General features: G+C 63.7%; 14 protein-coding genes. 3 read left to right on the top strand and 11 right to left on the bottom strand.

Annotated features, from left to right (window positions below; translation table 11 throughout):
* The first annotated feature begins 2 nt into the window (after positions 1 to 2).
* The gene (gene mutM, locus JOE27_RS18105; RefSeq protein WP_115273352.1) at positions 3 to 815 is read left to right on the top strand and encodes a bifunctional DNA-formamidopyrimidine glycosylase/DNA-(apurinic or apyrimidinic site) lyase; all 813 of its coding nucleotides are present in this window, start codon (positions 3 to 5) and stop codon (positions 813 to 815) included.
* Between the two features lie 58 nt (positions 816 to 873).
* On the opposite strand, the gene JOE27_RS18110 is transcribed toward mutM, so the two are convergent.
* The 5 genes from JOE27_RS18110 to JOE27_RS18130 form a co-directional block, all read right to left on the bottom strand.
* Positions 874 to 1,125: a YfhL family 4Fe-4S dicluster ferredoxin gene (locus JOE27_RS18110; protein ID WP_009683359.1), complete on the bottom strand. Its 252-nt coding sequence runs from the start codon at positions 1,123 to 1,125 to the stop codon at positions 874 to 876.
* Between the two features lie 107 nt (positions 1,126 to 1,232).
* Positions 1,233 to 1,712 (bottom strand): pantetheine-phosphate adenylyltransferase, encoded by a 480-nt coding sequence (gene coaD / locus JOE27_RS18115; RefSeq protein WP_039601221.1) that lies wholly within the window; start codon positions 1,710 to 1,712, stop codon positions 1,233 to 1,235.
* A gap of 111 nt (positions 1,713 to 1,823) precedes the next feature.
* A complete protein-coding gene (locus tag JOE27_RS18120; RefSeq protein WP_204919399.1) occupies positions 1,824 to 3,422 on the bottom strand; it encodes a GMC family oxidoreductase in 1,599 nt (532 codons plus the stop codon).
* Between the two features lie 21 nt (positions 3,423 to 3,443).
* On the bottom strand, positions 3,444 to 3,929 hold the full coding sequence (locus JOE27_RS18125; protein WP_125923628.1) for a twin-arginine translocation pathway signal protein: 486 nt from the start codon (positions 3,927 to 3,929) through the stop codon (positions 3,444 to 3,446).
* 10 nt (positions 3,930 to 3,939) lie between these two features.
* Positions 3,940 to 5,370 carry a coniferyl aldehyde dehydrogenase gene (locus JOE27_RS18130; protein ID WP_174141029.1) on the bottom strand — a complete coding sequence of 477 codons (1,431 nt, stop codon included), beginning with the start codon at positions 5,368 to 5,370 and terminating at the stop codon, positions 3,940 to 3,942.
* A 152-nt stretch (positions 5,371 to 5,522) separates the two neighbouring features.
* Between JOE27_RS18130 and JOE27_RS18135 the strand changes: the two genes are divergently transcribed.
* A complete protein-coding gene (locus JOE27_RS18135; RefSeq protein WP_046787081.1) occupies positions 5,523 to 6,188 on the top strand; it encodes a TetR/AcrR family transcriptional regulator in 666 nt (221 codons plus the stop codon).
* Between the two features lie 35 nt (positions 6,189 to 6,223).
* Positions 6,224 to 7,078 carry a sulfurtransferase gene (locus tag JOE27_RS18140; protein ID WP_204919402.1) on the top strand — a complete coding sequence of 285 codons (855 nt, stop codon included), beginning with the start codon at positions 6,224 to 6,226 and terminating at the stop codon, positions 7,076 to 7,078.
* A 9-nt stretch (positions 7,079 to 7,087) separates the two neighbouring features.
* On the opposite strand, the gene JOE27_RS18145 is transcribed toward JOE27_RS18140, so the two are convergent.
* The 6 genes from JOE27_RS18145 to JOE27_RS18170 all read right to left on the bottom strand — a co-directional run bounded on the left by JOE27_RS18145 (position 7,088) and on the right by JOE27_RS18170 (position 14,406).
* A complete protein-coding gene (locus JOE27_RS18145; protein ID WP_196997340.1) occupies positions 7,088 to 8,080 on the bottom strand; it encodes a hydrolase in 993 nt (330 codons plus the stop codon).
* Between the two features lie 71 nt (positions 8,081 to 8,151).
* Complete coding sequence (locus tag JOE27_RS18150; protein WP_115273357.1) at positions 8,152 to 9,546, bottom strand: pitrilysin family protein; 1,395 nt, start codon at positions 9,544 to 9,546, stop codon at positions 8,152 to 8,154.
* Complete coding sequence (locus JOE27_RS18155; protein ID WP_196997342.1) at positions 9,543 to 10,886, bottom strand: pitrilysin family protein; 1,344 nt, start codon at positions 10,884 to 10,886, stop codon at positions 9,543 to 9,545. The genes JOE27_RS18150 and JOE27_RS18155 overlap by 4 nt, the downstream gene beginning before the upstream one ends.
* Before the next feature lie 85 nt (positions 10,887 to 10,971).
* On the bottom strand, positions 10,972 to 11,574 hold the full coding sequence (gene rsmD, locus JOE27_RS18160) for a 16S rRNA (guanine(966)-N(2))-methyltransferase RsmD (protein WP_119688122.1): 603 nt from the start codon (positions 11,572 to 11,574) through the stop codon (positions 10,972 to 10,974).
* A complete protein-coding gene (locus JOE27_RS18165) occupies positions 11,574 to 13,058 on the bottom strand; it encodes a pitrilysin family protein (protein ID WP_204919404.1) in 1,485 nt (494 codons plus the stop codon). Before JOE27_RS18165 ends, rsmD begins: the two co-directional genes overlap by 1 nt.
* Positions 13,051 to 14,406, bottom strand: a complete 1,356-nt coding sequence (locus tag JOE27_RS18170) for a pitrilysin family protein (protein ID WP_177010383.1) — start codon at positions 14,404 to 14,406, stop codon at positions 13,051 to 13,053. Before JOE27_RS18170 ends, JOE27_RS18165 begins: the two co-directional genes overlap by 8 nt.
* Positions 14,407 to 14,571 lie beyond the last annotated feature (165 nt).

Here is a 14,571-nt window from a genome sequence, read left to right on the forward strand (position 1 = left end):
TCATGCCGGAATTACCCGAAGTCGAGACTACGCGGCGCGGTATCGCACCGCACCTGGAAGGCCAGCGGGTCAGCCGCGTGGTGGTGCGAGACCGGCGCTTGCGCTGGCCAATCCCCGAGGACCTGGACGTGCGTTTGTCCGGGCAGCGTATTCTCAGCGTCGAGCGGCGCGCCAAGTACCTGCTGATCAATGCCGAGGTCGGCACCTTGATCAGCCATCTGGGCATGTCGGGCAACCTGCGTCTGGTGCAGATGGGGCTACCGGCGGCCAAGCATGAGCACGTCGATATCGAGCTGGAGTCGGGGCTGATGCTGCGCTACACCGACCCACGCCGGTTCGGTGCCATGCTCTGGAGCCTCGATCCGCTCAATCACGAGTTGCTGCTGCGTCTGGGCCCAGAGCCGTTGACCGACCTGTTCGACGGCGAGCGTCTGTTTCAGCTGTCGCGCGGGCGGACGATGGCCGTCAAGCCTTTCATCATGGATAACGCGGTGGTGGTGGGCGTGGGCAATATCTACGCGACCGAGGCGCTGTTTGCCGCCGGTATCGACCCGCGCCGTGAGGCGGGCGGAATCTCCCGTGCCCGTTACCTGAAACTGGCCATCGAGATAAAGCGCGTGCTGGCGGCAGCCATCGAGCAAGGGGGTACGACCTTGCGCGATTTCATTGGCGGCGACGGGCAGCCTGGGTATTTCCAGCAGGAACTGTTCGTGTACGGCCGGGGCGGAATGCCTTGCAAGCTGTGTGGCACTGCCTTGCGCGAGGCCAAGCTTGGGCAACGGGCCAGCGTTTACTGCCCGCGTTGCCAGCGTTGAATGGCATGGCCCAATCGCCGGCTAGCCGGCGATTGGGCCATCAGGCGCAGCGCAGCGCTCAAGCCTTGCCGGTAATCCGGCGGTACTTGGCCATCAGCTGCTCTTCGGTTTCCGGGTGCGCCTCATCCAGCGGGATGCAGTCGACCGGGCAGACCTGCTGGCACTGCGGCTCGTCGTAGTGACCCACGCACTGGGTGCACAGGTTCGGATCGATCACGTAGATCTCTTCGCCTTGGGAGATGGCCTCGTTCGGGCACTCGGGTTCGCAGACGTCGCAGTTGATGCAATCGTCGGTGATTATCAGGGACATGGGGACTCCGGCCGGGGCTCACCGCCCGGGCATGTTCAACGCAATGGGCACAATTGTGCCGCATTCGCGCCCGCAGTGCACGCGGGCGCGATAATCAGCGCTCAGGCTTACTTCTTGAAACGCTCAGTCAGGGCCTCGGCCACCACCGGGTGCACGAACTTGGTGATGTCGCCGCCCAGCGCTGCGATTTCCCGGACCAGGGTCGAGGAAATGAACGAATAGCGCTCCGAAGGCGTGAGGAACAGGCTTTCGACCTCTGGCGCCAGTTGCCGATTCATGTTCGCCAGCTGGAATTCGTATTCGAAGTCGGACACTGCCCTCAGCCCACGCAAGAAGACGTTGGCGCCCTGTTCCTTGGCAAAATGCGCAAGCAGGGTGGAGAAGCCGATGACTTCGACATTGGGCAGGTGCCTGGTGACCTCACGGGCCAGCGCTACCCGTTGTTCCAGCGGGAACAGCGGGTTTTTCTTCGGGCTGGCTGCCACTGCGATGATCACGTGGTCGAACAGCCGCGAGGCGCGCTCGACCAGGTCGCCATGGCCCTTGGTAATAGGGTCGAAAGTACCCGGGTACAACACTCGGTTCATCGCGTCATCCTGGCTGGAGTGCGTTGGGGAGTCGGATGGTAGCGCAGCGATTGCGCCCGGCCAAGTCATGCGGCCGGCTGATGGCACTATAGACAGCAGGGGCATTTGTTGTCATGCACTCTGTGCCAGGCGGGCTATCAGGGCGTCGGTGAGCTTCGCGCTGATGGCGTAGACCGACAGTTGTGGGTTGGCACCGATGCTGGTCGGGAACAGCGAGCCGTCGTGAATCGACAGGTTTTCCAGCTGATGGTGACGGCCCAGGCTGTCGCACACCGCGTGACGTGGATCTTCGCCCATTGCGCAGCCGCCCATTACGTGGGCGCTGCCCAGCCGCGTATGGAACGGCTCCAGGCGCAAACCGTCGATCATGCGTTGGGCCTGCGCCAGGCTGGCAGCAGCGCGGGCATCGCTGTGCGCGGGTGTAACCTGCGTGGCGCCTGCTGCGAACTGGATCTGCGCCATGCTGTGAAAGGCGCGGCGCAGGCCGTCTCGCAAGTAGTCGGTGACCGGGTAATCGAGCACCGGTGAGCCATCGCCACGCAGTTCCACCGCGCCGCCCGGGCTTTCGGGGTGGAAACCGTCGCGCAACAGCGCAAGCATGACGTGGGTATGCGGTAGCTCGGCCATGCGCCGGGCATTTTCGACACCATCGCCACCGAGCAAGGTGCTGGCCAGCGCCGGGTGCAGGGGCGGCACTTCAAGTTTGTAGCCGACCGCGCCATCGACGCCGTCCTGCCATTGGAAGTGGTCACTGTAGATGGATTGCGGGGCGCCGTAGTAAGGGTCGATGCGTGCGTCGAAGCGTGCCGCGCTGAAGTTGACCAGGTGCAGGAAGGTCCGCTTGCCCAGGCGCTCGTGGGGGTCAGGAGCCTTGGAACGCAGCAGCAGGGCGGGGCTGTTGATGCCGCCGCCTGCGAGGATGTAGTGGCGTGCGCGCACAGTGATGCTGCGCCCGTTGGTGTGTATCCCTTGAGCATCCAGCCCTTGGCAGCGCAGATGCTCGATGCGCTCGCCGTCATGCTCGAAGCGTTCGGCCCGGGCCAGATACAGCAGCTCGCCGCCCTTGTCGAGCATGGCTGGAATGCGCGTCACCAGCATCGACTGTTTGGCGTTGACCGGGCAACCCATGCCGCAATAGCCAAGGTTCCAGCACCCCCGGACATTGCGCGCAATCACGGCCCATCGGTAGCCGAGCCGTTCACACCCACGGCGCAGTACGTCGTTGTTGGCGTTTGGCGGCACCGCCCAAGGCGTAATGCCGAGGTCTTGCTCGATGCGTTCGAACCAGGGGCGTAGCGCGTCGTTGTCCAGCCCTTTTACGTTGTGGGCCGTGGCCCAGTGGGCCAAGGTCGGCGCGGGCGTGCGAAAGCTGGAGGTCCAGTTGACCAGCGTGGTGCCGCCTACCGCACGGCCCTGCAGAATGGTGATGGCGCCGTCCTTGCTCATCCTGCCCAGGCCTTCCTGGTAGAGACTGGCGTAGGCCTCATTCTCAAGCAGGTGGAAGTCACTGCTGGTCTTGAGCGGGCCTTCCTCGATCAGCAGTACCTTGAAACCTGCGGCACTGAGCATCTGCGCGCTGGTGGCGCCGCCGGCACCGCTGCCTATCACGGCAATGTCGGCTTGCAGGCTGAGGTCCTGCCCCAGGCGTGAGCCGTCGTAGGTGATCCAGCCGCGTTCGAGGCCTTGGCGAAACGGGTCGATGACAGGCATTGAAGATGCTCTTGTTGTTGGTCAGATTTTCGGCGGCCCGGGGTAACCACAGGCGGTCCAACTTTCCGGGCGCTCGTACCAGGCCATCGTCAGCAGTTGCACGATCGACGAGTGCCCCATGCGCAGCAGGTTCAGCGAACTGTCCTGCCAGCGTTGCAGAAACCCCGCAATCTGCTGTTCACTGGCCTGTTCCCAGGCGCCCCAGACCCCGGTCAGTGGGCCACGGGTCAGCGGCAGGTTGAGCACATCGAACAATTGCCGGGTGAGCTTGAGCATTTGCGGGGACAGTGCCGCCAGTTTGGCGTCGAGAGTGGGCAGCACCAGTGCTGCGCTTGCCGAAGTACCGGCGAGCACCACCGGGATCAGTGCCCGCAGCAATGGCAGGTCGTCATCGCGCAATACGTGGTACCCGGTTGCAGGCGCCTGAGGGCTGCAACCGACCAGGCTGGCACTGGCCAGAAACACGCTGGCTCCCAGGCTGAAACGCATGAATTCGCGCCGCTGCATGGCCCGGCCCTCAGCGGATGAACAGTTTGTAGACCAGGCGCTGCAAGGCCTTGCCATACGGCGGGTAGACCAGGCGTGCGGCGTTCAGGCGCTGCTTGGCCAGCACTGCCTTGGCCTTGCTGAAGGTCAGGAAGCCGTCGTGGCCGTGGTAGTGCCCCATGCCCGAGGGGCCGATGCCGCCGAACGGCAGGTCGTCCTGAGCGACATGCAGCAGTGTGTCGTTGAGGCATACACCACCGGAGTGGCTGTGCTGCAGTACATGTTCCTGCTCGGCACGGTCGTAGCCGAAGTAGTACAGCGCCAGTGGGCGTGGCCGTTCATTGATGTAGGCCAGTGCGCCGTCGAGGCTGTCATAGGGTACTACCGGCAGCAGCGGGCCAAAGATTTCGTCCTGCATCACCTGCATGCTGTCGTTCACCTCCAGTAGCAGCTGCGGCGGCAGGCGCCTGCCTTGGCGGGGCTCGTCTGGGTACAGGTCGATGATCTGCGCGCCTTTGCTGCGGGCGTCATCCAGCAGGTGTTGCAGGCGCTGCAATTGCCTCGGATTGATGATGGCGCTGTAGTCGGGGTTGTCGGCGATGCGCGGGTACAACCGGTGGACCGCCCTGCGGTAGGCATCGCTGAAGGCGTTCAGGCGCTCGCGTGGTACCAGGACGTAGTCTGGGGCGACGCAAGTCTGGCCGGCATTGAGGGTCTTGCCGAACGCGATACGCTCGGCAGCGCTGTCCAGCGGCACGCTGGACGAAACGATGGCTGGCGACTTGCCGCCAAGCTCCAGTGTGACAGGGGTCAGGTTTTGTGCTGCGGCCAGCATGACCTGGCGCCCGACGCTGGTGGCGCCGGTGAACAGCAGGTGATCGAAGGGCAACCGGGCAAACGCCTGGCCGACTTCCACCTCGCCCAGCACCACGCTGACCAGCTCGTGCGGGAATACCCGCTCAAGCAAGGTTTTCAGCGCCAGGGCGCTGGCAGGTGTGGCCTCACTGAGCTTGAGCATCACCCGGTTGCCGGCGGCCAAAGCGCAGGTCAGCGGGCCGATGGCGAGAAACAGCGGGTAGTTCCACGGCACGATGATGCCAACTACGCCAAGCGGCTGATACAGCACGCGGGCGCTGGCCGGCTGGAAGGCCAGGCCTACGGTTCGCCTTGCGGGTCGCATCCAGCGCTTGAGGTGGCGCTCGGCATGGCGAATACCTTGTACCGAGGGCAACAGTTCGGCCAGCAAGGTTTCGTCGGCGCTGCGGCCGGAAAAGTCCGTATCGATCGCCTCTATCAGCCGTTGTTGATCCGCCAGCACAGCCTCGCGCAGGCTTTTCAGCCATTGCCGGCGTTGGGCCAGGGGCGCCATGGGGTTGCCCGCAAATGCTTTGCGCTGGGTGGCGAACGTGGCCGCCAGGTCGATGTCGGACTGCAAGGGAGGCACGGCGATAGGTGAAGTCACGGCGGCTCTCATCGGGGCTAGAGAATCTCTAGAGCCTATACTCTAATCGGGACGATGGTACGAATATTTTTCCCGCCACCGCACGGTGCATCCGGGCCCTGTTACCCCGTAATATGGACCCTTACCGTAAGCCTGCAGACTGGGAGCTGAGCATGGCCCCGCGCATGAAGACCCGAGAGCGCATCGTGCAGAACAGCCTTGAGCTGTTCAACCAGCAAGGCGAGCGTAGCGTGAGTACCAACCACATTGCTGCGCACATGGAAATTTCGCCCGGCAACCTCTACTACCACTTCCCCAACAAGCAGGCGATCATCGCCCTGCTGTTCAGCCAGTACGAAGAGCTGGTGGACAGCTTCCTGCGCCCGCCGCAGGGGCGCGCCGCCACCGTCGAAGACAAGCGTTTCTATCTCAAGGCGTTGCTCGCAGCGATGTGGAGCTATCGGTTCCTGCACCGTGACCTCGAGCACCTGCTCGACAGCGACCCTGAGCTGGCTGCCCGTTACCGGCGCTTTTCCGAACGTTGCCTGCGCCAGGGCCAGGCGATCTATCGGGGCTTCGTCGAGGCCGGCATTCTGGTCATGGCACCTGCGCAGATCGAATCGCTGACCATCAACGCCTGGATCGTGCTTACTTCTTGGGTCCGCTTTCTCAGCACCACGCGCGAGCACTCCGCTCACCTGGGTGAAGAAGCCTTCAAGCGTGGCGTCTATCAGGTACTGGTACTGGAACTCGGCTTCGTCACCGCCAACGCCCGCAGTGCCGTGGATGCCTTGTGCCAGGAATTCCATGTTCCGTTCAACCAGGCTCTGGAACGTTAACCCAGAGCCTTCGTGCCATCGATCAGGAGATTGTCATGCCCCTTGCGCAATTGATCACCCCGCAGCAACTGGCCGAGCGCCTGGGCTCGCCCAAGTTGGTGATCCTCGATTGTCGGTTTGCCTTGGAAGACGTGGATTACGGCCAACGCAGCTATGCCGAGGGGCATATCGCCGGGGCGCACTTCGCCGACCTGGAGCGCGATCTGAGTGGGCCGGTAAGCAAGGGCAAGACCGGCCGCCATCCCTTGCCTGATCCGCAGCGGCTGGTCGAGCGCTTGCGTGAGTGGGGGCTGGACAATGACAGCGAGGTGGTGCTGTACGACGATGGGCCTGGTGCCTTTGCCGCTCGTGCCTGGTGGCTGCTGGCCTGGTTGGGTAAACGCACAGGTGTGGCCATTCTCGACGGAGGCCTCAAAGCCTGGCACACCGCGGGCCAGCCATTGAGCCTGGACGCGCCGGCACGCTATGAGGGTACGTTCAACGGCGAGCCGGATGCGAAGCTGCTGATTGACGCCGAGCACTTGGCCACTGAGCTTGCAAGCCCCAAGCTGACGCTGATCGATGCGCGTGCCTTGCCGCGTTTTCGTGGGGATGTGGAGCCGATCGACCCGGTGGCCGGGCATATTCCCGGCGCTCAGTGCGCAGCCTTCACCGACAACCTGGGCGAAGATGGGCGTTTCCTGGCGCCAGAGCAGCTCAGGCAGCGCTTTGCCGAGAAGCTGGCGGGGCGTTCACCGGAACACCTGGTGGCGTATTGCGGTTCGGGAGTGACGGCTTGCCATAACCTGTTTGCCCTGGCATTGGCGGGGTATCCGCTGGGCAGGCTGTATGCCGGGTCGTGGAGTGAGTGGATCAATGATCCGGCGCATCAGGTTGCCACGGGCGACTGATACGCCGGGTTATCGCCTATCCACCAGCCACTGCGGAATCCGCCGCTCAAGGTAATACCCCGGATTTCGCAGGCTGCCTTCGACAAACCCCACATGCCCGCCCCGCTCATGCAGCTCGAACTGAGTTTGCGGCGTCAGCTCGCTGGGGGTGGGCAGGCTGTGGCGGTATACGAACGGATCATCGTTTGCCTGGATGATCAGCGTCGGCGTGCGGTTTTCCCCGAGATAGTAGCGGCTGGATGAGCGACGATAGTAGTCGTGTACATCGTCAAAACCGTTGAGTGGCGCGGTCACCTTGCCGTCAAAATCCCAGAAGGTACGCAGCTTGCGCAACGACCCGAGCCGGTCGAGCGCGGCCAGGCCTTCATGATGGCCCTGTGCGCGGAAATGCCGTTGTTTGACCTGCACATAGGCCATCATTTCACGCATGAAATGCGCCTGATACACCTTGGAAAAGCCTTGGCCGATGCGGTCGGCGCACTGATCCAGGCGAAACGGTACGGAAACCGCCACGGCCGCCTGCAGTTGGCTGGCGCTGCCACTTTCACCCAGGTACTTCAGCAGCACATTGCCGCCCAGTGAATAGCCGACGGCATACAAGGGGGCCAGCGGGCGTTGAGCGCGCAGGTGGGCGACGACCTCGGCCAGGTCCCCGCTGGCCCCGGAATGGTAGCTGCGTGCCAGCAGGTTCGGCTCCCCCGAGCAGCCACGCCAGTTCACCGCAACGCTGGCCCAGCCGCGGGCATCGAGCGCCTGCTGCAGGCCTTTGACATAAGGCGAATGGGACGAACCGGTCAGGCCGTGCAGCACCAGCACCAGCGGTGTATCTGGCTGGTGGGGCCCGTGCCAGTCGAGGTCCATGAAGTCGCCATCGGCCAGCCACAGGCGCTCGCGCTTGCGTTCAAGTGCAGGCAGTTTGCGCCACAGCGGGCCCCAAAGGGTTTGCAGGTGAGGGTTGGACAACCCGGTGGCCGGGCGGAATGTGGCGGTAAGACTGGGCATGCTGGGCGACTCGTGTTGTGCCTGCCTAGATTGCCATGAAACACCGCCGTTGTACTTGCGCTATTGGTCGGTCAGGGCAGCTCGGGCAAAGGTTGTTGCGCATGGGGCGGGCCGAGAGTGATGAACACTTCCTGCGCAGGGCTCAGCCATAAGCGCGCGGCTTCGCGAATGTCCTTGGGCGTCAGGGCTGCCAGGCTTTGGATGTAGGTTGCAAAATGATCTGCAGGTTGGCCAAGGTGGCTTGACGTTGCCAGGCTCTTGGCCAGCTCTGCGTTGCTCGCCATGGTGCGATGCAACCTGCCTGCTATCTGGTTGCGCGCCATGTCGCACTCCGCCTGGCTTGGGCCATGCTCGCGCAGGCAAGCCAGCATCCCGGAAACCAGCTCACGCGAGGCATCTCGGTATTGGGGGGCAATGTCCCATTCAATTTGCAGCAGGCTCGCCGCATCAAAGGGTCTGAGCGACGAGCGGATGGTGTAGGTCAAGGCACGTCGGCTTCGTAGCTCTTGTGTCAGACGCGACTCGAAGCCGCTGCCGAGGATTTCGTCAAGCATGGTCAAAGCTGCATACCCTGGCTTGTCGGGTGATGTGGGCAGCAGCAGAGTCAGCGTGGCCCGGGTCGTACTTGCGGTGTGTTCCTGATGCCGGGTGAGCGCCTCTGGCAACGGCGCCGGTGGCGGGAGCTGCCCTGCCCAGTGTTGTGGTAGCGCCTGGAGCAGTTCAGTGATGAGTGTCTGCGCCTCGTCGCGCGAGAGGTCGCCCACCACGCCGATATCGAGGTTGTTGGCAGAGTAGGCGCGTCGGTGGAAATCGCGCAGCTGCTGCTCGTCGATCTGCTTGAGGCTCTCAGGGGTGCCAGCCCAATGTGTGGCGTAGGGGTGGCCATCGAATACATGGCTCATTGTCGCGTGAGACATCCCTGAGGCCGGGCTCGATGCAACTGCGCCAAGGAAGTTGAGCAGTCGTTCGCGGATGCCTGCGACGGCTTCCTCCCGGAAGGCGGGGCGCGCCAGCATTTGCGTGAGCAGTTGCAGGGCGCTTGTACGCAGTGCCGGCAGGCTCAGGCAGCGCAGCGTGATCACGGCCTCATCCTGGTTCATCTGCCTTGCCATGATCGCACCCAGCCCCTCGATGGCCTGTGCGAATTGGGCGGCATCCAGATGCTCGGTACCCTGATCGAGGCTGTAAAGGACAAGGGCGGCCAGGCCCGGGCTAGTGCCGTCGAGCGCACTGCCAGCGCGAAAGCGTAGCGCCAGGTCGAATATCGGGCGGTCATGGGATGGCATGAAGCTGACCTTGGCGCCTTCGTCGGTCTGCCATTGCTGTATCTGGGCCGGCAAGGGCTGGTGCTGCTCCAGGTCCAGGCCTTGCGTGGACTCCAGCCGGGCCATTGCCGCCACGGCGGTATCGGTCATGGGGCCCTTGCAAATCAGTGGCATGCTGCTGGTGGAAAGAGGTTTGTTCATGCCGGTGCTCCTGTTTGCAGATGAGTGATGGTCAGCCTTTCGCGGCTCAGGTAGTCGAACGCTACCTGTCGTAATGTCGCGCTATCGAGGTGGCGGACACGTTCGGCTTCTTGATCGATCAGCGAGGGAGACAGACCAGCGGCCGCCGCTGCGCCGATGCGCCCAGCTTGCAGGGTGACGCTGTCGCGGCTGAACAGGCGGCGGGTAAGCATGCGCAGTTTCGCGCGCTCCAGTTCCTGGGGGGAAAGCAGCGTATGGCGCAGGGTATCGATCAAGGTATAGATCGCTTCTACGGCGTGCTCGTGGGTGGATCTTTGACTGTTGATATAGGTTGAAAGGGTCAACAGCGTGTCGCCACGCACCATTGGCTCATATGACAGGCCGATGCCCTTGAGCAGCCGTCGGTCTCGCACCAGCTCGCTGTAGAGCCTTGCGCTGAACCCTTTGCCAAGCACTTCACAGAGCACGCCCAAGGCAGGCACTGTGGTTGCCTCGGTGGCCGTGGCGTGGCTTGGTGCATTGAAGGACATGAACAAACCATCACGCAGGCCTGGCAATTTCAGCTTCTGGCTTCGCTCCTGCAGGTGCGCGTCATGCCGGGGGACCGGTGCTGCGCCAAGCGGGGCCCTGGCGATGCTGGCGAAATACCGGCTCACGTGCTGGCGAAGCGTGGGGAGGTCGACGGCGCCCACCACCACGAGGGTGGCGTTATTGGGCCGATACCACGTTTGATACCAGGTGCGCACGGTATCCAGGCGCATGTTGTTCAGGTCTGCCGGGTTGCCAAACGCCGCCGTGGCATACGGGCTGCTGCCGTGAGCAAGCGCTATGTGCCGTTCAGCTGCCTGCTGTGCAGGAGCGTTTTCGACTTTGAGTCGGCGCTCGTCTTCGATCGCTTTGACTGCCCGTTCCATGTCTGCCTGGCCAAAGGTTGCGCCCGCCATGGCATCCGCCATTATTTCGAGTGCAATCGGCAATCGTGCCGCGGGTAACAGGACATCGTATGCCGTTGCGTCATCGGTGGTAGTGGCATTGGCCTTTCCGCCGAGCCGCGCGATCACCTGGGTGTATCGGCCCGCTTCGAGTTTGCGGCTGCCTTCGAATATCAGGTGTTCCAGCAGGTGCGAGAGGTTGGTATGGCCGGCCGGTTCATGGCTGGTGCCAACGTGGTACCAGAGCTGGATTGCGGCGAGCGGGGTGCTGTGGTCTTCACGCAGATAGACAGCCAAGCCGTTATCCAGTGTGAAATGCTGCAACGATGTGGGGGTGGCATCCGCGATGGAGTCGATGCCGGCTGACACCGTTTGGTCGTCGAGGGTAAACGGGGGAGTCGATGGCATTGCTCAAGTGCTCCTGGTTGGGGTGACCAGGAGCAGCTTCGGCGAGATTGTGCGCTTGCCTGCGCTATATAGTTAGGGCCTGCGTTCAGGCGCGCTGCCACAGCGCGTAATGCACCTGGCCGGTCTTTTTTTCGCGGTGCAGGCGCCAGTTGCCTGGCATTTGCAGGGTAGAGGGGGCGGCTTCGCTCTCGGTGTAGATCCACGCCTGCTCGCGCAGCCACTGGTTCTGCTCCAGCAGGTTGCAGGTGTTGGCCAGCAGGTCCTGGTGGAACGGCGGATCGAGAAACACGACGTCGAACTGTTGCTTGGCCGGGGCTTGCAAGTAGCGCTGGGCGTCGGTCTGGAGGATTTGCCCGCGCGGGCAGCGCAGGATCTCCAGGTTGTTCTTCAGGTTGTTGATAGCCGCCGCGTTGCTGTCCAGTGCTACGGCATCTGCAGCACCGCGTGACAACGCTTCGAGCACCAGGGCGCCACTGCCGGTAAAGGCATCCAGCACCCGGGCGCCTTCGATGTAGGGCGCCAGCCAGTTGAACAGGGTTTCGCGCACACGGTCGGTGGTCGGCCGCAGGCCTTCGCCTTCAGGCACCGCCAGGCGGCGGCTGCGCCACTCGCCAGCGATGATGCGCAGGTGGCCCTGTCCCTTGCTTTGGCCCTGCTGAGGTCGGGCGGGAGAGGTGGATCTAGGCATTAGTGCTCCGGTACGCCGAGAGGCTGCTCGGCGGGTTTGTCAGTAGGGGCTGGCAGCGGCTTTTGCGGCACGCTCGGGCCGACGGTGACGATCACCAGTTTGTCGGCTGCCAAATGCTTGTTCATGGCTGCCTTGACCTGCTCGACGGTCAGCGCTTGGGACTGCTGCATGAAGTCTTCCAGCCAGGTCAATGGCAGGTTGTAGAAGCCGATGGCGCCCAATTGGCCGACGATGCTCGCATTGCTGGCGTTCGACAGCGGGAAGCTGCCGGCCAGTTCGCGCTTGGCGTCGTCCAGTTCCTGCTGGGTCGGGCCGCTCTTGAGGTAGTCGGCAAGGATACCCTGCACCAGCTTGAGTGTGCCCTCGCTGAGTTCGGCACGGGTTTGCAGGTTGATCATGAACGGGCCGCGCACCTGCATCGGGCTGAATACCGAGTATACGCCGTAGGTCAGGCCGCGTTTTTCCCGCACTTCGCTCATCAGGCGGGTACCGAAGGCGCCGCCACCGAGAATCTGGTTGCCCAGCGACAGGGCTGGCCAGTCCGGGTCCTGGCGGTCGATGCCCAGCTCGGCCAGCATCAGGTGGGTCTGCTTGGACGGGAAGTCGATGTGGGTGGTGCCTGCCTTGGGCTCGACGGGTTGCGCAGGCTTGGCCAGTGCCGGGCCTTTGGGCAGGGCGGCGGAGACCTGGGCGGCAATCGCCTCGGCCTCTTCGCGGCTGAGGTCGCCGACCAGTGCGATTACCGCGTTGCCCGCTGCATAGGCTTTGGCGTGGAATGCGCGCAGCTGTTCCAGGGTGATGCCCGGGATGCTTTCAGCGCTGCCGTCGCTTGGATGGGCGTAAGGGTGGTCGCCGTAAAGTTTGCCGAACAACGCCTTGCCGGCGATCTTGCCGGGGTTCTGCTTCTCGTATTCGAAACCGGCCAGCAGCTGGTTCTTGATTCGTTTGAGTGCGTCCTCCGGGAAGGTCGGCTTGCCGGTTACTTCAGCGAACAGCTTCAGGGCCGGCTCGCGCTTGTCCTTCACACTCAGGCTGCGCAGCGAGGCCACCGCCATGTCGCGGTAGGAACCGTTGCCGAAGTCTGCGCCGAGCCCTTCGAAGCCTTCGGCGATGGCGGTCACATCCTTGCCGGCAACGCCTTCGTTGAGCATGGCATTGGTCAGGGTGGCCAGGCCCGGCGTGTTGCCGTCCTGGCTGCTGCCGGCGGCGAAGGTCACGCGCAAATCGAACATCGGCAGCTCGCGGGCCTCGACGAACAGTACGCGTGCACCTTCGGCAGTGGTCCAGTTCTGGATGTTCAGCTGGCGCCGGCTGGGGGCCTTGCCGTCCAGCTCGGCCAGCGACTGCAGGGTATTGGCGGGGCGGGCCGCGGTGCTGTCGGTTTCGGCGTGGGCAGGGCGAGCCAGGACGCAGGTCATCGCCACCACCAGTGCGATGATGCCCGTGCCGATCAGGGTGTAGCGTGGTGCGCTGCAATCACTCATGAGCGGACTCCTCAGGCAGTACATGGGCAACGCTCAGGCGTTCGCGGGTGAAATAGGTGCGTGCGGCGGCCTGGATGTCTTCGGGGGTCACGCGCTTGAGTTCGTCCAGTTCGCTGTCGATCAGTTTCCAGGACAGGCCGACCGTCTCTAGCTGGCCAATGGTGGTGGCCTGGCTGCTGATGGAGTCGCGGTCGTAGACCAGGCCGGCGATCACCTGGGCGCGTACACGTTCCAGTTCCTCGGCGCTCGGCGGGGTGGTCTTGAGCTCATCGAGCAACTGCCAGACGCCTTTCTCGACATCGGCGAGCGTCTTCTGCTTCTGTACGTTAGGGGTAGCCGAGATCATGAACAGGCTGTCGCCGCGGGTAAAGGCGTTGTAGCTGGACGAGGCGCCGGCCACCAGTTCCTGGCCACGCTCCAGGCGCGCCGGCAGGCGGGCGCTGTAGCCGCCGTCGAGCAAGGCCGAGATCAGCCGCAGGGCGTGCGCGGTGCGCGGGTCCTTGGCGGTGGCAAGGCCCGGTACGTTGAAGCCGTAGATCAGGCTTGGCAGTTGGGTGCGCACGTGCAGGGTCAGCTGGCGCCGGCCTGGCTCGGCCAGCTCCAGCGGCAGCTTGGCCGGCGGCACGGCGCGCTTGGGGATACTGGCGAAGTACTTCTGCGCCAGGCCTTTGACCTCGGCGGCGGTAACATCGCCGACCACCACCAGGGTGGCGTTGTTCGGCGCGTACCAGGACTCGTACCAGTGGCGCAGCTCCTCGACTTTCATGCGTTCGAGGTCGGCCATCCAGCCGATGGTCGGGGTGTGGTAGCCGCTGGCCGGGTAGGCCATGGCGCGGAACAGCTCGAAAGCCTTGGCGCTTGGCTGATCGTCGGTGCGCAGGCGGCGCTCTTCCTTGATCACCTCAATTTCGCGGCTGAACTCATCGGCCGGCAGGCGCAGGCTGGCCAGCCGGTCGGCCTCCAGCTCCAGAGCCACCGGCAGGCGGTCGCGGGCCAGAACCTGGTAGTAGGCGGTGTAGTCGTCGCTGGTAAAGGCGTTCTCTTCCGCGCCCAGGTCGCGCAGGATGCGCGAAGCTTCGCCGGGGCCGACCTTGGCGCTGCCCTTGAACATCATGTGTTCCAGAGCGTGGGACAGCCCGGTCTGGCCGGGTGTCTCATAGCTGGAGCCGACCTTGTACCAGATCTGCGAAACCACCACTGGCGCGCGGTGGTCCTCGCGTACGACCACTTTCAGGCCGTTGTCGAGGATGAATTCGTGGGTGGGTTGCACATCGGCGGCAAAGGCTGCGAGCGGCAGGCAGAGCGTGCTGAGCAACAGGCCAGCGGCGCGGCGGGCTAGAGCATTCATAAGGTGTTTAACCTGTTCGGCGGCCCGCAGGGTTTAGCGTCGGCGGGCCAGGAGGTGCTAGGATACTGATCCGGTTGCCTGGCGACCATGCCTGTCGCCGTTCTGGCCTGCAGGTCCATTAAGACAAAACATTGCGCATGAACCAGCCGGCTTCAAAACAGTCTG

The organism is Pseudomonas sp. M5 (assembly GCF_016907075.1).
Lineage (GTDB): Bacteria > Pseudomonadota > Gammaproteobacteria > Pseudomonadales > Pseudomonadaceae > Aquipseudomonas > Aquipseudomonas putida_E.

Coding starts and splice junctions, on each gene's coding strand:
- mutM (WP_115273352.1), top strand. CDS start 3: ATGCCGGAATTACCCGAAGTCGAGACTACGCGGCGCGGTATCGCACCG.
- JOE27_RS18110 (WP_009683359.1), bottom strand. CDS start 1,125: ATGTCCCTGATAATCACCGACGATTGCATCAACTGCGACGTCTGCGAA.
- coaD (WP_039601221.1), bottom strand. CDS start 1,712: ATGAACCGAGTGTTGTACCCGGGTACTTTCGACCCTATTACCAAGGGC.
- JOE27_RS18120 (WP_204919399.1), bottom strand. CDS start 3,422: ATGCCTGTCATCGACCCGTTTCGCCAAGGCCTCGAACGCGGCTGGATC.
- JOE27_RS18125 (WP_125923628.1), bottom strand. CDS start 3,929: ATGCAGCGGCGCGAATTCATGCGTTTCAGCCTGGGAGCCAGCGTGTTT.
- JOE27_RS18135 (WP_046787081.1), top strand. CDS start 5,523: ATGGCCCCGCGCATGAAGACCCGAGAGCGCATCGTGCAGAACAGCCTT.
- JOE27_RS18140 (WP_204919402.1), top strand. CDS start 6,224: ATGCCCCTTGCGCAATTGATCACCCCGCAGCAACTGGCCGAGCGCCTG.
- JOE27_RS18145 (WP_196997340.1), bottom strand. CDS start 8,080: ATGCCCAGTCTTACCGCCACATTCCGCCCGGCCACCGGGTTGTCCAAC.
- JOE27_RS18150 (WP_115273357.1), bottom strand. CDS start 9,546: ATGAACAAACCTCTTTCCACCAGCAGCATGCCACTGATTTGCAAGGGC.
- JOE27_RS18155 (WP_196997342.1), bottom strand. CDS start 10,886: ATGCCATCGACTCCCCCGTTTACCCTCGACGACCAAACGGTGTCAGCC.
- rsmD (WP_119688122.1), bottom strand. CDS start 11,574: ATGCCTAGATCCACCTCTCCCGCCCGACCTCAGCAGGGCCAAAGCAAG.
- JOE27_RS18165 (WP_204919404.1), bottom strand. CDS start 13,058: ATGAGTGATTGCAGCGCACCACGCTACACCCTGATCGGCACGGGCATC.
- JOE27_RS18170 (WP_177010383.1), bottom strand. CDS start 14,406: ATGAATGCTCTAGCCCGCCGCGCCGCTGGCCTGTTGCTCAGCACGCTC.